Raw genomic sequence first — 17,260 nt, forward strand, 5'->3', positions numbered from 1 at the left:
GCACGCCGTCATCGGGAGAAAGCCACATCATGGCCAAGAAGCGCCCCCAGACGAAGGCCGCCGCCAAGCCACAGGTCACCGACGGGGAGATCCCGGTGGTCGGCGCCCGCGAGCCCTGCCCCTGCGGTTCAGGCCGTCGCTACAAGGCCTGCCACGGGCGGGCCGCCGCACACGCCGTGACAGAGCTGGTCCAGCGCCCCTTCGAGGGGCTCCCCGGCGAGGGCGACTGGGTCGCCCTCCGCGAGCTGGTGCCCGCCGCCACCGTCGCCCTGACCCTCAAGGACGGGCTGCCCGAGGACGTCCCGTCGCTGACGCTCGCGACCGTCCTCCCCATGGCGTGGCCCGCGCTGCGCCGCGAGGACGGCTCCGTCATGCTCGCCCTGCAGAACGACACGCCGTCCGGCGACCTCAGTCGCGACCTCGCCGACACCCTGCAGCGCGCGCTGACCACGAAGCCCGGCAACGCGGTGCCCCCGCGGCGCGCTCCCGGCGACGGCCCGCGACTGCAGGACCTCATCGACGCGGACGCCCCGTTCGAACCGGTCGTCCACAGCGGTTTCGAGTTCTGGATCCCGGAGTCGGTGGAGACGACGAGCGCCGAGGTGACCGCGTCGCTGGAGCGCGCCAACGCGGCCGCGATCCCGACCGCGAAGCTGTCCGGCGTGGACGCCGCGTACTGGTGCGAGACCCCGGAGAAGAACCATCTGCGCTGGGTCATGCCGCATTCCGAGGAGCGCCTGCTGGACGCACTCGCCCGGCTGCACGCCGCGGGCGCGTCGACCCTCGGTGAAGGCACCCGCCTCGTCGGGTCGTTCCGTGCGCACGGCCTGGTGGTCCCGGTCTGGGACCTGCCCCTCGGCATGGGCGCCGGGCAGTGCGAGAAGCCGGCGGCGGAGTTCGCCGAGCGGCTCGCCAAGGCGCTCGCGACGGACTCCCCGCTCACGGGCGAGGAGCGCCGGGCCCGTAGCGGTCTCACCAACCGCCAGGTCACGCTCAGCTGACCGCGGTGTCACGGGCCGTCCTGGCGCCCTGCCGACGACGCTGGTGACGGGGCGGCGGCTCCGGCCGCCGCCCGCCGTGGCGCGGCGCCCTCCGCCTCATGGGGAGTGATCCCCGTCACAACCGGCACCACGAGGCGGTAATTCGCTGTCCGAATACCCGAGATCGAATTTGCGAACAGCAGATCTCTTGTTACCGTTCTGGAAGCCCGGTCGCTGGTGCATCCCCCGTCGCCAGCGACCGGGCGTCTCTATTTCCCGCAATGACCCGGGATCCCGCCCGGTGTCAACTGCTGTCGGAGACCGGTGAGTTGCTCCCAGCACGCAGCAACAGCGGACCTTCTCCGGCTTCTCCGGAACGTGCGAACTCCGCGATCGCGTAATAGCCGCCGGCTTCACCCCGGGCCTTCTCACGCGGTGTTTCGCAGACTGCGGGCTCGTCTCCCGCTTCGGGCGCGCAATGCGCCCGTACGGTCCTTCCCTCCGGCCCCATCAGACTCAGCACGGGCGTGATCCCTCCGCCCGTCGCGTTGCGGTAGTACGTTCGCGCCCAGGCGTCCGGACCGTCGGTCAGGACGCATGTCTGTGCCTCGATGCCGTGCGGTGAGATCACTTCGGGGCCGCAGTGTTCGCTTGTGCGTCGGGCGCCGACGGCATCGTGAACCGTTTCGGGCGTCTGCCGCTGACCGTTCGGGGCACGCATTCCGGCCACACTTGGTGATCGCCCCGCCCTCTTGCCATTCTCCGTCCCTTCCGCACCTTCCGGCACGGCGGAGGCGGCGAGCGGCAGCAGTGCGACACAGACGACGGCGAGCGCGAGCCCGGTCAGGCGCTGATTCATGTGGGCCGAAGATATCGGCGGACGGCGGCACCCGGATCCGCGTCCGCCCCAATTCCCTTGTGGCGGGGCCCGGCTCCTACCCGAACGAGTGAGTCTCCGGGCCCCCGGTGGTCCGCCTGAGGGGCTGCCGCCGGCGCGGGAGGGGCCGGCCGTTCAGTACGCGAGGCGGGACCCTTCCCCGCTCTCCGGGGGCGTCACACCCGAGGGGGTGCTGACGCTCGCCTCGACGAGGGCGTCCACGACCGCCTCCACATCGGGCAGCCAGGGCGCGGCCGAGCCGGGCAGCGGGGCCCGCTCCCAGCGGACCTGGCCCGTGCCCGTCTCCGAGGGCGGCAGCATCAGATAGCCGCCCGAGCCGTGGAAGCGGAGCGAACTCGGCACCCGGTCCTTGGCGTACAGCAGTTCGCCCAGCTGCTCCATCGAGTACGGGGCGACGAGCAGCGACCACCGGGTCGGCGTGGCGACCACCGGCCCGAGTCTCATCCCCGTGCGGTCGAGCGCGGCGAGCGCCCGGGCCCCGGCGACCGCCGGCAGGCTCACCGCGCACGGCGCGTGGCCGCCCGTGGCGAGCACGATCGGGGCGGTGGGCCGCTGGGTCCACCACCAGCGCACCATCCGCTCGTCGGTGGTCGCCGCCAGGAGCCCGGGGTCGAAGGGGTGCGCGCCGGGTACGACGCACTCGTGGTCGGGGCAGGCGCAGCCGCGCACGCGATCGGCCCGCCCGCCGGCGGTCGTGAGTCCCACGCCGGGCAGCACGGGCCATTTCCACGCGGTGGCGCAGGTCAGCGCCGCGTCGAGCTGAGGAGCAGGCCTCCCCTTGCGCCGGAACCGGAGCCTGCGTCGCCTTCCGAGGATCTCGCGCATGAGCGCTCGTTCCTTTCCGTTGAACGCCGAGGTCCATCACACCATGTGTGCATAACTTCACTGTGCGTACAAAGCGGCGTCTCGCCGCCCTTGCCGTAGGCACGGGGCGACCCCATGGGCTCTGTCCATTAAACGCGTGGCGAGGGGTGGCGCGCGCATGGCGCTTGCTCTCCCGCTGTACTCGTACCGCCACTCGGGACGGGGCGGCGACCCACGGCGGTTAAGACGCCCGGGCTCCCCGCCAGGTTCCGGGGCGGTCCCAACTGCCCCTGGCCATCACCGTTTACGTACCCATCAGACCCGGGATGACTCCCCCCGCGGGCTTCGCCTCGGACTTCACCCTGGGTGGGATCCCCATGTCGAACGCCTTCAGTCGACAGCAAATCGCGTTCATGGGGGGCATTTTTCAGCCAAGTTAGCAACCCCACGGACACCAGCGATACCACCAGGACAATGCTGGACATCCCCCTTTGTCTGCGTGTAGATGTGGATGCAGTGATAGCGGCGCAGATTGACATGGGGGTTTGCGATGCTATTGAGCAGAACGCACCAGCCGGAAGGCCGGCTGCCATGAGCGCCCCTCACCTGCCGAAAGTGGCTGGAATCGACTCCGCGGTTCCGGCCCCCGCGCACACTGCCGGACCACTCGCCCCGGATCCCGCGCCCGGCGCGGTGATCCAGGACCGGCTGGCCGGCTGGGTCTCCGACCTGACCACGCTCCACGAACTCACCGAACGGCTCGCCAGAACCGGCACGCTGGACGAGGCGCTCGACGAACTCCTGTGCGCGGGCGCCGCCCTGGTCGGTGCCCGCCGCGGCATGGCCGTCCTCGAACCGGCCGACGGCCGCGGCCCCGTCGGCACCGTCGGACTCGGCCTCGCCCGCGCCGACCTGGGCCACATCGAGACCGTCCCCCGCAGCGCCACCGGGTACGGCCGGATCCTCGACGGGGGAACGGCGGGCGTCCCCTCCCCCGTCGCCCAGGCGGACCTCTTCCACGAGGAGGCGCTGGACCCGCGCCACCGCGAGGTCGCCGCCCGCCTCGGCTACGCCGCGAGCTACGCCCTGCCGCTCGCCACGGAGGAGGCCGGGAGGCTTGGCGTCGCCGTCTGGTTCTACGACGAGCCCGCCGAACCCGTGGACCGTCAGCGCCACCTCGTCGGCCTCTACGGGCGATACGCCACCGAGCACCTCGCCCGGCTGCTGGAGCTGGAGCGGGCCCGCCGGCAGATGGCCACCATCGCCGACGAGCTGCTGCCCAGCAGGCTGCCCCGGATCCCCGGGGTACGGCTCGCGGCCCGCCACCTCACCGGACCGCGCGGCGGCGGCGAGTGGTACGACGCGCTGCCGCTGCCCGAGGGCGCCCTGGGTCTCGCCGTCGGTTCGGTCTCCGGTTCGGGACCGAGCGCGCTGGCCGCCATGGGCAGGCTCCGGGCCAGTCTGCGGGCGTACGCGGTGATGGAGGGGGAGGACCCCGTCGCCGTGCTCTCGGACCTGGAGCTGTTGCTGAGGCTCACCGAACCGGCCCGCTCGGCGACCGCGCTCTTCGCGTACTGCGAACCCGCGACGGCACTCCATGCCGAGGGCACGGGCAGCAAGATCGTGCTGGCCGGGGCCGGGCACACCCCGCCGCTGATCGTCGGGCAGCACCGCACCGAGTTCGTCGAGACCTCGCTGTCGGCGCCGCTGGGGATGCTCGCCTGCTGGGAGGCGCCCAGCGTGGAGTTCTCCCCCGCACCCGGAGAAACGGTGCTGCTCTACACCGACGGTCTGCTCCGGCGCACCGGCGACCCGATGGACCGGGCCTTCACCCGGCTGCACACCGCGGCGGCGAGCGTGCCCAAGGCCGTGCGCCACGACCCGGGTGCGGTCGCCGACCACGTGCTGCGCACGGTGCTGCCCGGCGGAATCGACGCCGGCGCGGACGGCGAGGACGTGGTGATGCTGGCCGCCCGCTTCGAGTGACGCTCCGGTGACGCGGGCCTGGGGCCGCAAGGCTTCCGGCACCGCCGCGGTACGACCGTACGATGGGTGGGGGTTCAGCGTCGTACCGACTAGGAGGCAGACCCGTGGCAGAGGAGCTCACCCCGGAGACCCCGGAGAACGAGTCCGACCGCACCGCCGAGGCGGAAGGGACCGAGGAGCCGATCAAGCAGCGCAAGAACGGCCTCTACCCGGAGGTCTCCGACGAGCTCGCGGAGAACATGAAGTCGGGCTGGGCCGACACCGAGCTGCACGGCCTGGAGCCCGTCGCGCAGGCCGCGCACACCGAGCGCCGCCGCGCCGCCCTCTCCGCCCGCTTCCCGGGCGAGCGGCTGGTGATCCCGGCGGGCAACCTGAGGACCCGCTCCAACGACACCGAGTACTCCTTCCGGGCCGCCACCGAGTACGCCCACCTCACCGGCGACCAGAGCCACGACGGCGTCCTGGTGCTGGAGCCCACCGCCGACGGCCACGAGGCGACCGTCCACCTGCTGCCGCGCTCCAACCGGGAGAACGGCGAGTTCTGGCTCGACGGCCAGGGCGAGCTGTGGGTCGGCCGCCGCCACTCCCTGGCCGAGGCGGGACAGCTGCTGGGCATCGCGGCCGAGGACGTGCGCGAGCTGCCGCAGAAGCTGCGCGAGGCGACCGGCCCGGTCCGCGTCGTCCGCGGCCACGACGCAGGCGTCGAGTCCGCCCTGACCGACAAGGTCACCGCCGAGCGCGACGAGGAACTGCGCGTCTTCCTCTCCGAGGCCCGCCTGGTCAAGGACGAGTTCGAGATCGCCGAGCTGCAGCGGGCCTGCGACGCCACGGCCCGCGGCTTCGAGGACGTCGTCAGGGTCCTGGACCGGGCCGAGGCCACCAGCGAGCGCTACATCGAGGGAACGTTCTTCCTTCGCGCCCGGGTCGACGGCAACGACGTCGGCTACGGCTCGATCTGCGCGGCCGGCCCGCACGCCACCACCCTGCACTGGGTCCGCAACGACGGTGCGGTCCGCTCCGGCGAGCTGCTGCTCCTGGACGCCGGCGTGGAGACCACCGAGCTCTACACCGCCGACGTGACCCGCACCCTGCCGATCAACGGCCGCTTCACCGAGCTGCAGCGCAGGATCTACGACGCCGTGTACGAGGCACAGGAGGCCGGCATCGCCGCGGTGAAGCCCGGCGCCCCCTACCGCGACTTCCACGACGCGGCCCAGCGGGTCCTGGCCACCCGGCTCGTGGAGTGGGGTCTGCTCGGCGACCTCGACGTCGAGAAGGTGCTCGAACTCGGTCTCCAGCGCCGCTGGACGCTGCACGGCACCGGCCACATGCTCGGTATGGACGTCCACGACTGCGCGGCCGCGCGCCGCGAGACCTACGTCGCGGGCACGCTGGAGCCCGGCATGTGCCTGACCGTCGAGCCCGGCCTGTACTTCCAGGCCGACGACCTGACCGTGCCCGAGGAGTACCGCGGCATCGGCGTCCGGATCGAGGACGACATCCTCGTCACCGAGGACGGCAACCGGAACCTCTCGGCGGCGCTGCCTCGACAGGCGGACGAGGTCGAGGCGTGGATGGCCCGGCTCAGGGGCTGATCCCCGCACCGTCCGTGCGGGCCGCGACGGCCCGTGCGGAGGGACCGGCCGCCGCACCAGGACGGCGCCTCCGCTCAGACCGCTCCGAGCAGGGCGCCGTCCCGCCATTTCAGCACTTTGTCGAAGCTCACCACCGCGCCCCGGCCGGGCCGGTTCCGCAGGTGGACGTGGTCGGCGAGCTGCTCGATGAGGCAGAGGCCGCGGCCGCTCTCGGCGGCGGGCCCGGTGCCGGTGACATGGGCGCAGTCCGGGAACCCCGGTCCTCCGTCCGCCACTTCGATACGGCACTTCTCGCCGTCCAGGTACGCCGTCACGCGGTACCCGTCCGCAGAGGATCCGGGAGCGCCGGAGCCACCGTGCTCGACGGCGTTCGCGCACGCCTCGCTCAGCGCGACGGAGAGGTCGAAGGAGATGTCGGGGTCGACGCCCGCGGTCTCCATGGCACCGAGCAGAAGACGTCGAGCGAGCGGCACGCTCGCAGCCTCGCGCCGCAAATGGAGAGACCACCAGATGCTCATGCTCCAGCCTCCTGGCTGCGGCTCGACATACGGTTACGTATTGCCGCGTCATCGCGCTCGTAAGCGTTGAGTTGACGTGATTGCCCTCATTCGGCGGATGCGCCGATCGGCCATGCCGGTGTATGCCCACGCCAGGCGGGCGAGTGGGCCTGAAACGTGACCTTCCGGACCTGCCGCACGGGTCCGGAAGGCGCAGTGCGATGATGTCCCGGCCATGTCTGCCCACCCGCCGGTCCCGCCCGGCGACGCGCCGGTCGCGGCCGGACCGCGGCTGCTGAGGGCCGCGGTGTTCGCCGCGGTCTGCCTCGTGCTGTCCGCGCTGGGGCATGTCCTGGCAGCCTGCGCGACCGTCCCCCGGTGGACGCTCCTCGCCGGTTTCCTCGCGGTGTTCGCGGTGGTGGTGCCGTTCGCCGGCCGTGCACGCTCGCTCTCCGCGGTCGTCGGCGCCCTGGCGGTCGGGCAGCTCGGCCTGCACACACTCTTCGGGCTGGGCCAGCGCCCGCTCACCGTGTCACCGAGCGCCGACGACGCCCTGATCCGGATGGCGGCCAAACTCGTGTGCGGGGCCGGCGGCAACGCGCTCAGCCCGGCCGACGCCCACCGGATCGTCGCCGGCGCGGGCATCGACCCGGCGGCCGCGGCGCGGGCCGCCCACGCCGGGCACGCAGCCCCGAACCCGGCCCTCGAGCCCGCCGGGCTGCTCCCGAGCCTGCCCATGGTGCTCGGCCATCTGCTGGCGGCGCTCGTCACCGGCTGGCTGCTGCGCCGCGGCGACCTGGCACTGTTCCGGCTGGCCGAACTCTCCGCGCAGGGTGCCCAGGGCGCCGGCGAGGTGGTGGCCGAAGGGGCGCTCGTGCGCGCCCTGCGCGCCGCGCTCGTCCTCGTACGCGAGTTGCTCGCCGGGCTGCCGGCGGCACCGGGAACCCGTCCCGGACCCGCCGGGGCGGTTTCCGGTGACCCCGCGCCGCCCGTGGCGGCCGCGCTCCAGCACATCGTGATCAGGCGCGGCCCGCCCGCGTGCCGCGTCCCCGCAGGCTGCGTTCTCGCAGCCTGAACGCGGCGCCACCCGACGACGTACCCGAAACGGGTGTCCCGGGTGGTCGGTGCCGCGGCGCTCCCGCGCACCCGCGCGCGGACCGATCACCTTCCCTGCTCACATGGAGTGTTCCTGCCATGAACAAGATCTCTCGCCTCGCCGTGGCCGGCGGCGTCGCCGCCTCCTCCGTGCTGCTGCTCTGCGGCCCCGCTCTCGCGCACGTCAGCGTGCAGCCCCAGGGCGAGGCCGCGAAGGGCGGCTACGCCACGGTCAACTTCAAGGTCCCGAACGAGCGCGACAACGCCTCGACGGTGAAGCTCGAGGTCACCGTCCCCGCCGACCACCCGCTCTCGTCCGTGATGCCGCAGCCCGTCCCGGGCTGGAAGGCCGAGGTCACCAGGACGAAGCTGGCCGAGCCGCTGAGCGTGCACGGCAAGCAGATCACCGAGGCCGTCTCGAAGATCACCTGGACGGCGGCCGGCGGCAAGATCGGCCCCGGTGAGTTCCAGCAGTTCCCGGTGTCCCTCGGCCGGCTGCCGGAGGACGCCGACAAGCTCGTCTTCAAGGCGCTCCAGACGTACGACAACAAGGAGGTCGTGCGCTGGATCGAGGAGCCGCAGGAGGGCGCGGCCGAGCCGGAGCACCCCGCGCCCGTGCTCGCCCTGTCCGCGGCGACCGGCGACCACCACGGCGGCGGCGCGAGCGGCAAGAACGCGGCTGACGGCAAGAGCGCCGCCCACGCCGCGGATCACACGGACGGCGAGGGCGGGACCACGGCGAGCTCCACCGACACCACGGCGCGGGTCCTCGCCGTCGTCGGCATCCTCGTGGGTGCCGGTGGCGTGGCCTTCGGCGTGCTGGCCGGCCGCCGTCGCACCGCCTGACCGACGTCACACACTTCACTTCCGGGACATCTCTCCATGCGCAACAAGATCGTGACGGCCGCCGCCCTGGCGGTGGCGGCCGCACTCTCCCTCTCCGCCTGCGACGGGGGGTCCGACAACGCGGACGGCTCCGTCGCCGAGGTCTCCGCCCAGCCGAAGGGCAAGGCCGCGACCGTCCTCGACCGGCCCTTCGAGAAGCCGGACCTCGTCCTCACGGACACCACGGGCAAGCCGTACGACCTCCGCGAGCGGACCAAGGGCAAGCCGACCCTGATCTACTTCGGCTACACCCACTGCCCCGACGTCTGCCCGCTGACGATGAGCAACATCGCCGTCGCCAGGAAGCAGCTGCCCAAGGCCGACCAGGACAGGCTCCAGGTCGTCTTCGTCACCACCGACCCCGAGCGGGACACGGCGGCCGAACTGGCCAAGTGGCTCCCCGCCGCGGGCGACCCGTCCTTCGTCGGACTCACCGGCGACTTCCCGACCATCCAGGCCGGGGCGCGCCAACTGGGCAGCGGCGTCGAGCCCTCCACGAAGGACAAGAACGGCAAGGTCGTGTCCATGCACGGGACGCAGGTCGTGGCGTTCTCCCCGAAGACCGACCTGGGCTATGTCCTGTACGGCGAGGACACCACCCCCGAGGACTTCGCCAAGGACCTCCCCAAGCTCGTCGAGGGGGAGAACCCGTGACCCGCCGCACGGTGGCCGCCCTCGCCACGGCACTGGCCCTCTCCGCCGGCCCGGTGCTGGCGGGCTGTTCCTCGTCCGCACCCGAGCTGACGGTCGACGGGGCGTTCATGCCGCAGCCCGTCGGCGACATGGCGGGCGGCTTCCTCACCGTCACCAACAGTGGCGGCACCGCGGACAGGCTGACCTCCGTCACCAGCAGCCTCTCGGACGACGTCCAGATCCACGAGACGAAGGACCTCAGGATGCGGCAGGTGACGTCGCTCGACGTACCCCCCAATGGGGAGCTGCGGCTGGAACGCGGCGGCGACCACCTGATGTTCATGGACATCAAGAAGCAGCCGCAGCAGGGCGACACGATCGACGTCGAGCTGCACTTCGAGAAGTCGGAACCGATCAAGGTCGAGCTCCCCGTCGAGGAGCGGACCCACAACCCGAAGCAGCACTGAGCCCCGTGAAGAGGCTCTCGGCCATTCGAGGGGACTGACGACACACGATGACCACCACCGCCCCGCGCCTCGGCACGGCGACTCTGCTGCGGCTGCTGCTGATCACCGCGGCGCTGCTCGGCACCGTGCTCACCGGCACGGCGAACGCGCACGCCGCCCTGACCGGGAGCAATCCGAAGGACGGGGCGGTGCTGGCCGTCGCCCCCAGGGACGTCACGCTCACCTTCTCCGAGCAGGTCGCCCTGGGGAACGACTCGATCCGCGTGCTCGACCCCAGGAGCAAACGCATCGACACCGGCGAGGTGAAGAACCTCGGCACCGGGGATGTCGTCAGGTACGGGGTGGCCCTGCACTCCGGCCTGCCGGACGGCACGTACACGGTCGCCTGGCAGGCCGTCTCCGCCGACAGCCACCCGATCGCGGGCGCGTTCACCTTCTCGGTCGGGGCGCCCTCGAGGACCGCCGTCGAACTGCCGAAGCAGGAGGCGGGCGGCGGGCTCGTCGGCACGCTCTACGGCATCGCGCGGTACGCGTCGTACGCCGGGTTCACCGTCATGGTCGGCGCTGCCGCGTTCGTGCTGGCCTGCTGGCCGCGCGGGGCGGTCGTCCGGCCGGTGCAGCGGCTCGTGGCGTACGGCTGGGTCACGCTCACCGCCGCCACCCTCGCGATGCTGATGCTGCGCAATCCCTACACCGGCTCGGGCGAACTCGGCGACGCCTTCGACCTCGCCGGACTGCAGGCGGTCCTCGCGACCAAGACCGGAGCGGCGCTCGTCTCACGGCTGCTGCTGCTCGGCGCGGCGGCGCTGTTCATCGCGGTGCTGTTCGGGGCGTACGCGAAGCGCGCCACCGGACCGGCGGGCACCGCGGCGGCCGGGGCGGCGGGCACCGCGGACCCGGGTGCGGACGCCGCCGGGGGCGACCCGGAAGCGGCCCGGGAGCGGGCCGGGGAGAAGCAGGACCTCACCTTCGGTCTGGCCGTCGGCGGCACGGTCGTCGCGGCCGGGATCGCCGCCACCTGGGCGCTGTCCGAGCACGCCTCGACCGGTGTCCAGGCCGGTCTCGCCATGCCCGTCGACGTACTTCACCTGCTGGCCGTCGCCGCGTGGCTCGGCGGCCTGGCCACCCTGCTCGTGGCGCTCCACCGGGCGCCCTCCGTCGAGCGGGCGGCCGTCCGCCGCTTCTCCCGGGTGGCGTTCTGGTCCGTCGTCGTCCTCGCCGCGACCGGGCTCTACCAGTCCTGGCGGCAGGTCGGCTCGTGGTCGGCCCTGACCGGCACCTCCTACGGGCGGCTGCTGCTGGTGAAGATCGGGCTGGTCGCGCTGCTGGTCGGGATCGCCTGGATCTCGCGGCGCTGGACGGCGCGGCTGCCGGAACGTACGCCGACGGACCCGGACGGGAAGAAGGACACGGACGGGGAGAAGGACACGGACGGGAAGACGGACGCCTCCACCGAGGAGGACGACGGGGCCCGCGCCGCGGGCACGGCACCGCCGGCGTCCGACGACCCCGTGCGCGCCGCCCAACTCGCCCGGCAGGACGCCGCCGTGGCGGCGGCCGCACGCAAGCGCCTGAGGGACGCCGACCCGGAACGCTCCGGACTGCGCCGTTCGGTCCTCGCGGAGGCCGGCGTCGCCGTCGTCCTGCTCGCCGTGACGACGGTCCTGACGTCCACCGAGCCCGGCCGTACGGAGGAACAGGCGGCGCGGGCGGGCGGCGGGGCCTCCGAGGCCGCGCCGGCCAGGCCCGTCGACGTCACCCTGCCCTTCGACACCGGCGGCGCGAACGGCAAGGGAACGGTCCGGCTCACCATCAGCCCCGGCCGCTCGGGCGCCAACGAACTGCGTCTGTGGACCACGGGCCCGGGCCGACAGCCCCTGGACGCTCCCGAGGTCAAGGTCTCCTTCACCCTGACCGCGGAGAAGATCGGTCCGCTGCCGCTGGTCCCGGAACGGGTCGCGGCCGGCCGGTGGAGCGCGAGCAACATCCAGATCCCGCTGCCGGGCGAGTGGCAGGTACGGATCACCGTACGGACGTCGGACATCGACCAGACGACCGTCGAGAAGAACGTGAGGATCGGCTGACGTGGTCGGCCGACGAGGCACAGTGGGAAAGGCATGAGCGACAACGAGATCTCGCGGCGCAGACTGCTCGGCACGGTCGGCGCCGCCGGAGCGACCGGACTGGTCCTCGGCGCGGCGGGCGGCGCAGCCGGGTACGCGGCGGTCGCCGTGGACCCCGCGACCGCCCTGGCGACCGTCGGTTCCACCGGCGAGGCGTTCCATGGCGAGCACCAGGCGGGCATCACCACACCGATGCAGTCCCACGGCCATCTCGTCGCCTTCGACCTGACGCCGGGGGCGGGCCGGAAGGAGGCGGCCGCACTGATGCGCCGCTGGTCGGCCACCGCCGCCCGGCTGACGGCGGGCGAGCCCGCCGACGACGACACCGGCGTCGCCCTGGACGCGGGCCCCTCCTCCCTCACGGTCACCTTCGGCTTCGGCCGGACCTTCTTCGACCGCACGGGTCTGACCGCGCAGCGGCCCGTCCAGCTCGACCCGCTGCCCGCGTTCTCCGGCGACCGGCTGGATCCGCGCCGTTCGGAGGGCGACCTCTGGGTGCAGATCGGCGCCAACGACGCACTGGTCGCCTTCCACGCGCTGCGCGCCGTCCAGAAGTCGGCGGGCGGGGCGGCGCGGACTCGCTGGCAGATGAACGGCTTCAACCGGTCGCCGGGCATCACGTCCCGGCCGATGACCAGCCGCAACCTCATGGGCCAGATCGACGGCACCCGCAACCCCAAGCCGTCCGACCCCGACTTCGACCGCCGTGTGTTCGTCCCGGCCCCCGGGTCCGGGTCGGACTCGCCGGAGCAGCCGGCCTGGATGGCGGGCGGCTCGTACGCCGTCGTCCGCCGCATCCGGATGCTGCTCGACGACTGGGAGAAGCTGGACCTGAAGGCCCAGGAGCTGGTGATCGGCCGCCGCAAGTCCGACGGTGCCCCGCTGACCGGCGGCGGTGAGGCGACCGAGCTCGATCTCGACAAGACCGGTCCGGACGGTTCCCTGGTCATCCCGGCCGACGCCCACGCCCGGATCTCCGCACCGGAGCAGAACGCGGGCGCGGCGATGCTGCGCCGGCCGTTCTCGTACCACGACGGCACGGCGGCGGACGGCACTCCCGACGCGGGTCTGCTCTTCGTCTGCTGGCAGGCCGACCCCCTGCGGGGCTTCGTTCCGGTCCAGCGGAAGCTGGACCGCGGCGACGCGCTGTCCCGCTTCGTCCGGCACGAGGCGAGCGGCCTCTTCGCCGTCCCGGGCGGCGCGGACGAGGGCGGGTACGTCGGCAGCCGGCTGCTGGAGTCATGAGGCGAGCCGCAGGAGTGCGGGGCGCACTAGGGTGACGGGTATGTCCGCCACGCGCTACACGTACCTCGGCCCCGAGGGCACCTTCACCGAGGCCGCCCTGCGCACCCTCCCGGAGGCCGCAACCCGCGAACTCGTCCCGATGGTGTCCGTGCCGGCCGCCCTGGACGCCGTGCGCAGCGGTGAGGCCGCCGCCGCGCTGGTACCGATCGAGAACTCGGTGGAGGGCGGTGTCACCGCGACCGTCGACGAGCTGGCCTCCGGCGAGCCGCTGATGATCTACCGCGAGGTGCTGCTGCCGATCTCCTTCGCGCTGCTGGTGCGGCCGGGGACGAGGCTGTCCGACGTGAAGACGGTGACCGGCCACCCGGTCGCCCAGCCGCAGGTGCGGAACTGGCTGCGATCCCACCTCCCGGACGCGGTGTGGGAGTCGGCGGCGTCGAACGCGGACGGTGCGCGGCTGGTGCAGGAGGGCCGCTTCGACGCGGCCTTCGCGGGTGAGTTCGCGGCGGCGACCTACGGGCTCGAGGCGCTGGTCACCGAGATCCACGACGCGCAGAACGCGGAGACGCGCTTCGTCCTGGTGGGCCGTCCGGCGCGGCCCGCGGCCCCGACCGGCGCGGACAAGACGTCGGTGGTGATCTGGCAGCGGGACGACCACCCGGGCGCGCTGCTGGAGCTCCTCCAGGAATTCGCGGTGCGCGGCGTCAATCTGATGCTGCTCCAGTCGCGGCCCACGGGCGCGGGCATCGGGAACTACTGCTTCGCGATCGACGCGGAGGGCCACGTCTCGGACCGGCGGGTGGGGGAGGCGCTGATGGGCCTGAAGCGCATCTGCCCGAAGGTGCGGTTCCTCGGGTCCTACCCGCGGGCGGGGGTGACGGCTCCGGCGCGGGGTGGGCGCACACTGCGTCCGGGGACCTCGGACGCGGAGTTCGTGGACGCGGCGGAGTGGCTGGCGCGCTGTCAGGACGGGCGCGCGTAACCAGGGGTTCACCGAGCCCCGCCGCCACCCGGCCCTCCTCGCCCCTCCCGGTTGCCCACAGAGTTATCCACAGGGCGGCTTCTCGATCTGGGGACAAGTCGACAACACAATCCGACACAGTCGACAAATCACCTCACTCGCCCCGGTTGCTTCCACAGTGCACATCAAAAGCGCATGTCAGCTCAATTCCTTTGATCAACTCTTTGGAGCGAAGAAGTGCGGGGAATTCCCACTCGAACGAGTGCGTGAGCCATGTTTGGAGAGGCAATCCCCGACCCTTCCGCCGACTTTCGGAATGATCAATTCCGTAATCCACAGACCCCTCCCACAGCCTGTGGATAACTCGCACGCCCCTCACTCTCCTGTGGACAACGGCCCGGAGTCCCAGGGCCCACGGCGGACCGGAGCCGCGACGGAGCGGCGTTCACCCCTTTTCGGCAGCCGGCGCCGAGTCGCCCGCGGGCCATGCGCGGGATTCACCGACCCTTTCCTCAATTCCGGCAATTCGGTCAAACTGACACGCAACCAATATCAACTGGGGTGCCGGGAGCACGCACCGGTAGCCTGGTGGGGTGATTGACCTTCGCCTGCTCCGTGAGGACCCCGACCGTGTTCGCGCCTCCCAGCGCGCCCGTGGAGAGGACGTCGAACTCGTCGACGCCCTGCTCTCCGCCGATGAGCGGCGCAGGTCGTCCGGCGTCCGCTTCGACGAACTCCGCTCCGAGCAGAAGTCGCTCGGCAAGCTCATCCCCAAGGCGTCCCCGGACGAGCGGGCCGAGCTGCTGAAGAAGGCCGAGCAGCTCAAGTCCGACGTCAAGGCCGCCGAGGCCGAGCAGAACGAGGCCGAGGAAGAGACCCGCCGGCTGCTGCTCGGGCTGGGCAACCTGGTCCACCCGGACGTCCCGGTCGGCGGCGAGGAGGACTTCGTCGTCCTGGAGACGCACGGCACCGTCCGCGACTTCGGCGCCGAGGGCTTCGAGCCCAAGGACCACCTGGAGCTCGGCGAGGCACTGGGCGCCATCGACGTCGAGCGCGGCGCGAAGGTGTCCGGCTCCCGGTTCTACTACCTGACGGGCGTGGGCGCCCTGCTGGAGCTCGCTCTCGTCAACGCGGCCATGGCGCAGGCCACCGAAGCCGGCTTCACGCCGATGCTGACCCCGGCACTGGTCCGCCCGCGCGCCATGGAGGGCACGGGCTTCCTCGGCCAGGCCGCCGAGAACGTCTACCACCTGGAGAAGGACGACTTCTATCTCGTAGGCACGTCCGAGGTCCCGCTCGCGGCATACCACATGGACGAGATCCTCGACGCCGACAAGCTGCCGCTGCGGTACGCGGGCTTCTCGCCGTGCTTCCGCCGCGAGGCCGGCACCTACGGCAAGGACACCCGCGGCATCTTCCGCGTCCACCAGTTCGACAAGGTCGAGATGTTCTCCTACGTCCACCCGGACGACGCCGAGAACGAGCACAAGCGGCTCCTGGAGTGGGAGAAGCAGTGGCTGACCGGTCTGGAGCTGCCGTTCCAGGTGATCGACGTGGCCACCGGCGACCTCGGGGCCTCGGCTTCCCGCAAGTACGACTGCGAGGCGTGGATCCCGACCCAGGGGAAGTACCGCGAGCTCACGTCGGCGTCGAACTGCGACGGTTTCCAGGCCCGCCGGCTGTCGGTCCGCATGCGCGACGGCAAGCAGGTCAAGCCGCTCGCGACGCTGAACGGCACGCTGTGTGCCGTGCCGCGCACCATCGTCGCGATCCTGGAGAACCACCAGCTGGCCGACGGCTCTGTGCGGGTGCCGCAGGTCCTGCGGCCCTACCTCGGCGGCCGTGAGGTCCTGGAGCCGGTCGCCAAGTGAGTTTTCCGTACCGCCTGATCGCCACGGACCTCGACGGGACTCTGCTGCGCTCCGACGAGACCGTCTCGCAGCGCACGCGTGACGCGCTCGCCGCCGCCACGGCGGCGGGCGCCGCCCACATCGTCGTCACGGGACGGGCCGTCCCCTGGACCCGGCACATCCTCGACGACCTGGGCTACCGGGGCCTCGCGGTCTGCGGACAGGGCGCACAGGTGTACCACGCGGGTGAGAACAGACTGCTCACCTCGGTGACGCTGGACCGCCGGCTGGCCGGCCTCGCCCTCGCCAAGCTGGAAGCGGAGGTCGGCCCGCTCGCCCTGGCCGCGAGCCGCGACGGCCTGGACGGGAAGGTGGTCGTCAGCCCCGGCTACCGGGTCCAGGAGGGTCCGCTCCCGGTCGTGGTCTTCGACGACCCGGCCGAGCTGTGGGCGGCTCCGCTGAACAAGCTCTACATCCAGCATCCGGCCCTCGGCGACGACGAGCTGACCCGCGTCGCGCGGTCGACGGTCGGCGGTCTGGTGGACGTGGTGATGGCCGGCGAGGGCATCGTCGAGATCCTCCCCCTCGGCCTGAGCAAGGCCACCGGCCTGTCGCTGGCCGCCCGCCGGCTGGGCGTGAAGCCCACCCGGACGATCGCCTTCGGCGACATGCCCAACGACATCCCCATGTTCGGCTGGGCCGCGCACGGTGTCGCGATGGCCAACGCCCACGACGAACTGAAGGCCGTGGCACACGAGATCACGGCGTCGAACGAGCACGACGGCATCGCTCTGGTGCTGGAGGAACTGCTGGGGCGTTGAGCGCTCACGTCCCAGGGCCGGCCCGGCGTGCGGACCGCCGGACCGTGCGGAACGGCGCCCGCACCGGGACGTCACCGCCCGGTGCGGGGTACGCGACGTCGGAGCTCCGGGTCCGTGGCCCATCACGGAATGCGGCTGACCCGTCCGTACACGTGTACGCATGGCGGAGGATGCGCGGATCGAACGCGCGCGGGGGTCGACCCCGACCACGGCTTAGCAAGCCGGTGCCTTACCACTCGGCCAATCCTCCGGGAGGGCGGCCCGCGCGGATGCGCGCTCGAAGCGGCCGCCCGGGCAGTCTTCCGGCGGCTCCACGGAGTCCGATGACTACTCCGAAGCCTGCCGTGCGCTGCCCTGCAGGGAGCTCGACGGACTCGTACTCTCGGTCATCGCCGCGCCCCTCCCCGGTCTCGGACATCG

At 72.3% G+C, this 17,260-nt stretch carries 15 protein-coding genes and 1 tRNA gene; 12 read left to right on the top strand and 4 right to left on the bottom strand.

Features of this window, described 5'->3' with window-relative positions; all coding sequences use genetic code 11:
- The first annotated feature begins 29 nt into the window (after positions 1 to 29).
- Positions 30 to 1,001: a DUF5926 family protein gene (locus tag AB0J10_RS16280; RefSeq protein ID WP_363061984.1), complete on the top strand. Its 972-nt coding sequence runs from the start codon at positions 30 to 32 to the stop codon at positions 999 to 1,001.
- A gap of 283 nt (positions 1,002 to 1,284) precedes the next feature.
- Here the strand turns inward: AB0J10_RS16280 and AB0J10_RS16285 are convergent, their stop codons facing one another.
- Positions 1,285 to 1,839 (bottom strand): hypothetical protein, encoded by a 555-nt coding sequence (locus AB0J10_RS16285; protein ID WP_363061986.1) that lies wholly within the window; start codon positions 1,837 to 1,839, stop codon positions 1,285 to 1,287.
- 153 nt (positions 1,840 to 1,992) lie between these two features.
- Positions 1,993 to 2,703, bottom strand: coding sequence for a bifunctional DNA primase/polymerase (locus tag AB0J10_RS16290; RefSeq protein ID WP_363061988.1), 711 nt, complete (start codon positions 2,701 to 2,703; stop codon positions 1,993 to 1,995).
- Positions 2,704 to 3,156: 453 nt separating this feature from the next.
- Between AB0J10_RS16290 and AB0J10_RS16295 the strand changes: the two genes are divergently transcribed.
- Positions 3,157 to 4,668 (top strand): PP2C family protein-serine/threonine phosphatase, encoded by a 1,512-nt coding sequence (locus AB0J10_RS16295; protein WP_363061990.1) that lies wholly within the window; start codon positions 3,157 to 3,159, stop codon positions 4,666 to 4,668.
- A gap of 104 nt (positions 4,669 to 4,772) precedes the next feature.
- A complete protein-coding gene (locus AB0J10_RS16300) occupies positions 4,773 to 6,263 on the top strand; it encodes an aminopeptidase P family protein (RefSeq protein ID WP_363061992.1) in 1,491 nt (496 codons plus the stop codon).
- Positions 6,264 to 6,337: 74 nt separating this feature from the next.
- Here AB0J10_RS16300 and AB0J10_RS16305 read toward each other — a convergent pair whose 3' ends face one another.
- Positions 6,338 to 6,781, bottom strand: a complete 444-nt coding sequence (locus AB0J10_RS16305; RefSeq protein ID WP_363061994.1) for an ATP-binding protein — start codon at positions 6,779 to 6,781, stop codon at positions 6,338 to 6,340.
- Positions 6,782 to 6,995: 214 nt separating this feature from the next.
- On the opposite strand from AB0J10_RS16305, the gene AB0J10_RS16310 reads away from it, so the two are divergent.
- The 9 genes from AB0J10_RS16310 to AB0J10_RS16350 all read left to right on the top strand — a co-directional run bounded on the left by AB0J10_RS16310 (position 6,996) and on the right by AB0J10_RS16350 (position 16,840).
- The gene (locus tag AB0J10_RS16310) at positions 6,996 to 7,835 is read left to right on the top strand and encodes a hypothetical protein (RefSeq protein ID WP_363061996.1); all 840 of its coding nucleotides are present in this window, start codon (positions 6,996 to 6,998) and stop codon (positions 7,833 to 7,835) included.
- A 119-nt stretch (positions 7,836 to 7,954) separates the two neighbouring features.
- Positions 7,955 to 8,701: a YcnI family protein gene (locus tag AB0J10_RS16315; RefSeq protein ID WP_363061998.1), complete on the top strand. Its 747-nt coding sequence runs from the start codon at positions 7,955 to 7,957 to the stop codon at positions 8,699 to 8,701.
- A 36-nt stretch (positions 8,702 to 8,737) separates the two neighbouring features.
- Positions 8,738 to 9,394 carry an SCO family protein gene (locus AB0J10_RS16320; RefSeq protein WP_363062000.1) on the top strand — a complete coding sequence of 219 codons (657 nt, stop codon included), beginning with the start codon at positions 8,738 to 8,740 and terminating at the stop codon, positions 9,392 to 9,394.
- Positions 9,391 to 9,840: a copper chaperone PCu(A)C gene (locus AB0J10_RS16325; protein ID WP_363062002.1), complete on the top strand. Its 450-nt coding sequence runs from the start codon at positions 9,391 to 9,393 to the stop codon at positions 9,838 to 9,840. Before AB0J10_RS16320 ends, AB0J10_RS16325 begins: the two co-directional genes overlap by 4 nt.
- Before the next feature lie 47 nt (positions 9,841 to 9,887).
- The gene (locus tag AB0J10_RS16330; RefSeq protein ID WP_363062004.1) at positions 9,888 to 11,924 is read left to right on the top strand and encodes a copper resistance protein CopC; all 2,037 of its coding nucleotides are present in this window, start codon (positions 9,888 to 9,890) and stop codon (positions 11,922 to 11,924) included.
- A gap of 33 nt (positions 11,925 to 11,957) precedes the next feature.
- Positions 11,958 to 13,208, top strand: coding sequence for an iron uptake transporter deferrochelatase/peroxidase subunit (efeB, locus tag AB0J10_RS16335; RefSeq protein WP_363062006.1), 1,251 nt, complete (start codon positions 11,958 to 11,960; stop codon positions 13,206 to 13,208).
- Positions 13,209 to 13,248: 40 nt separating this feature from the next.
- Positions 13,249 to 14,190 (top strand): prephenate dehydratase, encoded by a 942-nt coding sequence (gene pheA / locus AB0J10_RS16340; RefSeq protein WP_363062008.1) that lies wholly within the window; start codon positions 13,249 to 13,251, stop codon positions 14,188 to 14,190.
- A gap of 572 nt (positions 14,191 to 14,762) precedes the next feature.
- The gene (serS, locus tag AB0J10_RS16345) at positions 14,763 to 16,040 is read left to right on the top strand and encodes a serine--tRNA ligase (RefSeq protein ID WP_363062010.1); all 1,278 of its coding nucleotides are present in this window, start codon (positions 14,763 to 14,765) and stop codon (positions 16,038 to 16,040) included.
- Positions 16,037 to 16,840: an HAD family hydrolase gene (locus tag AB0J10_RS16350; RefSeq protein WP_363062012.1), complete on the top strand. Its 804-nt coding sequence runs from the start codon at positions 16,037 to 16,039 to the stop codon at positions 16,838 to 16,840. The genes serS and AB0J10_RS16350 overlap by 4 nt, the downstream gene beginning before the upstream one ends.
- A gap of 161 nt (positions 16,841 to 17,001) precedes the next feature.
- On the opposite strand, the gene AB0J10_RS16355 is transcribed toward AB0J10_RS16350, so the two are convergent.
- A tRNA-Ser gene (locus AB0J10_RS16355) sits at positions 17,002 to 17,090 on the bottom strand.
- Between the last annotated feature and the right edge of the window lie 170 nt (positions 17,091 to 17,260).

The sequence above is a fragment of the Streptomyces sp. NPDC049887 genome (assembly GCF_040656535.1).
In the GTDB taxonomy this organism is placed as follows: Bacteria; Actinomycetota; Actinomycetes; order Streptomycetales; family Streptomycetaceae; genus Streptomyces.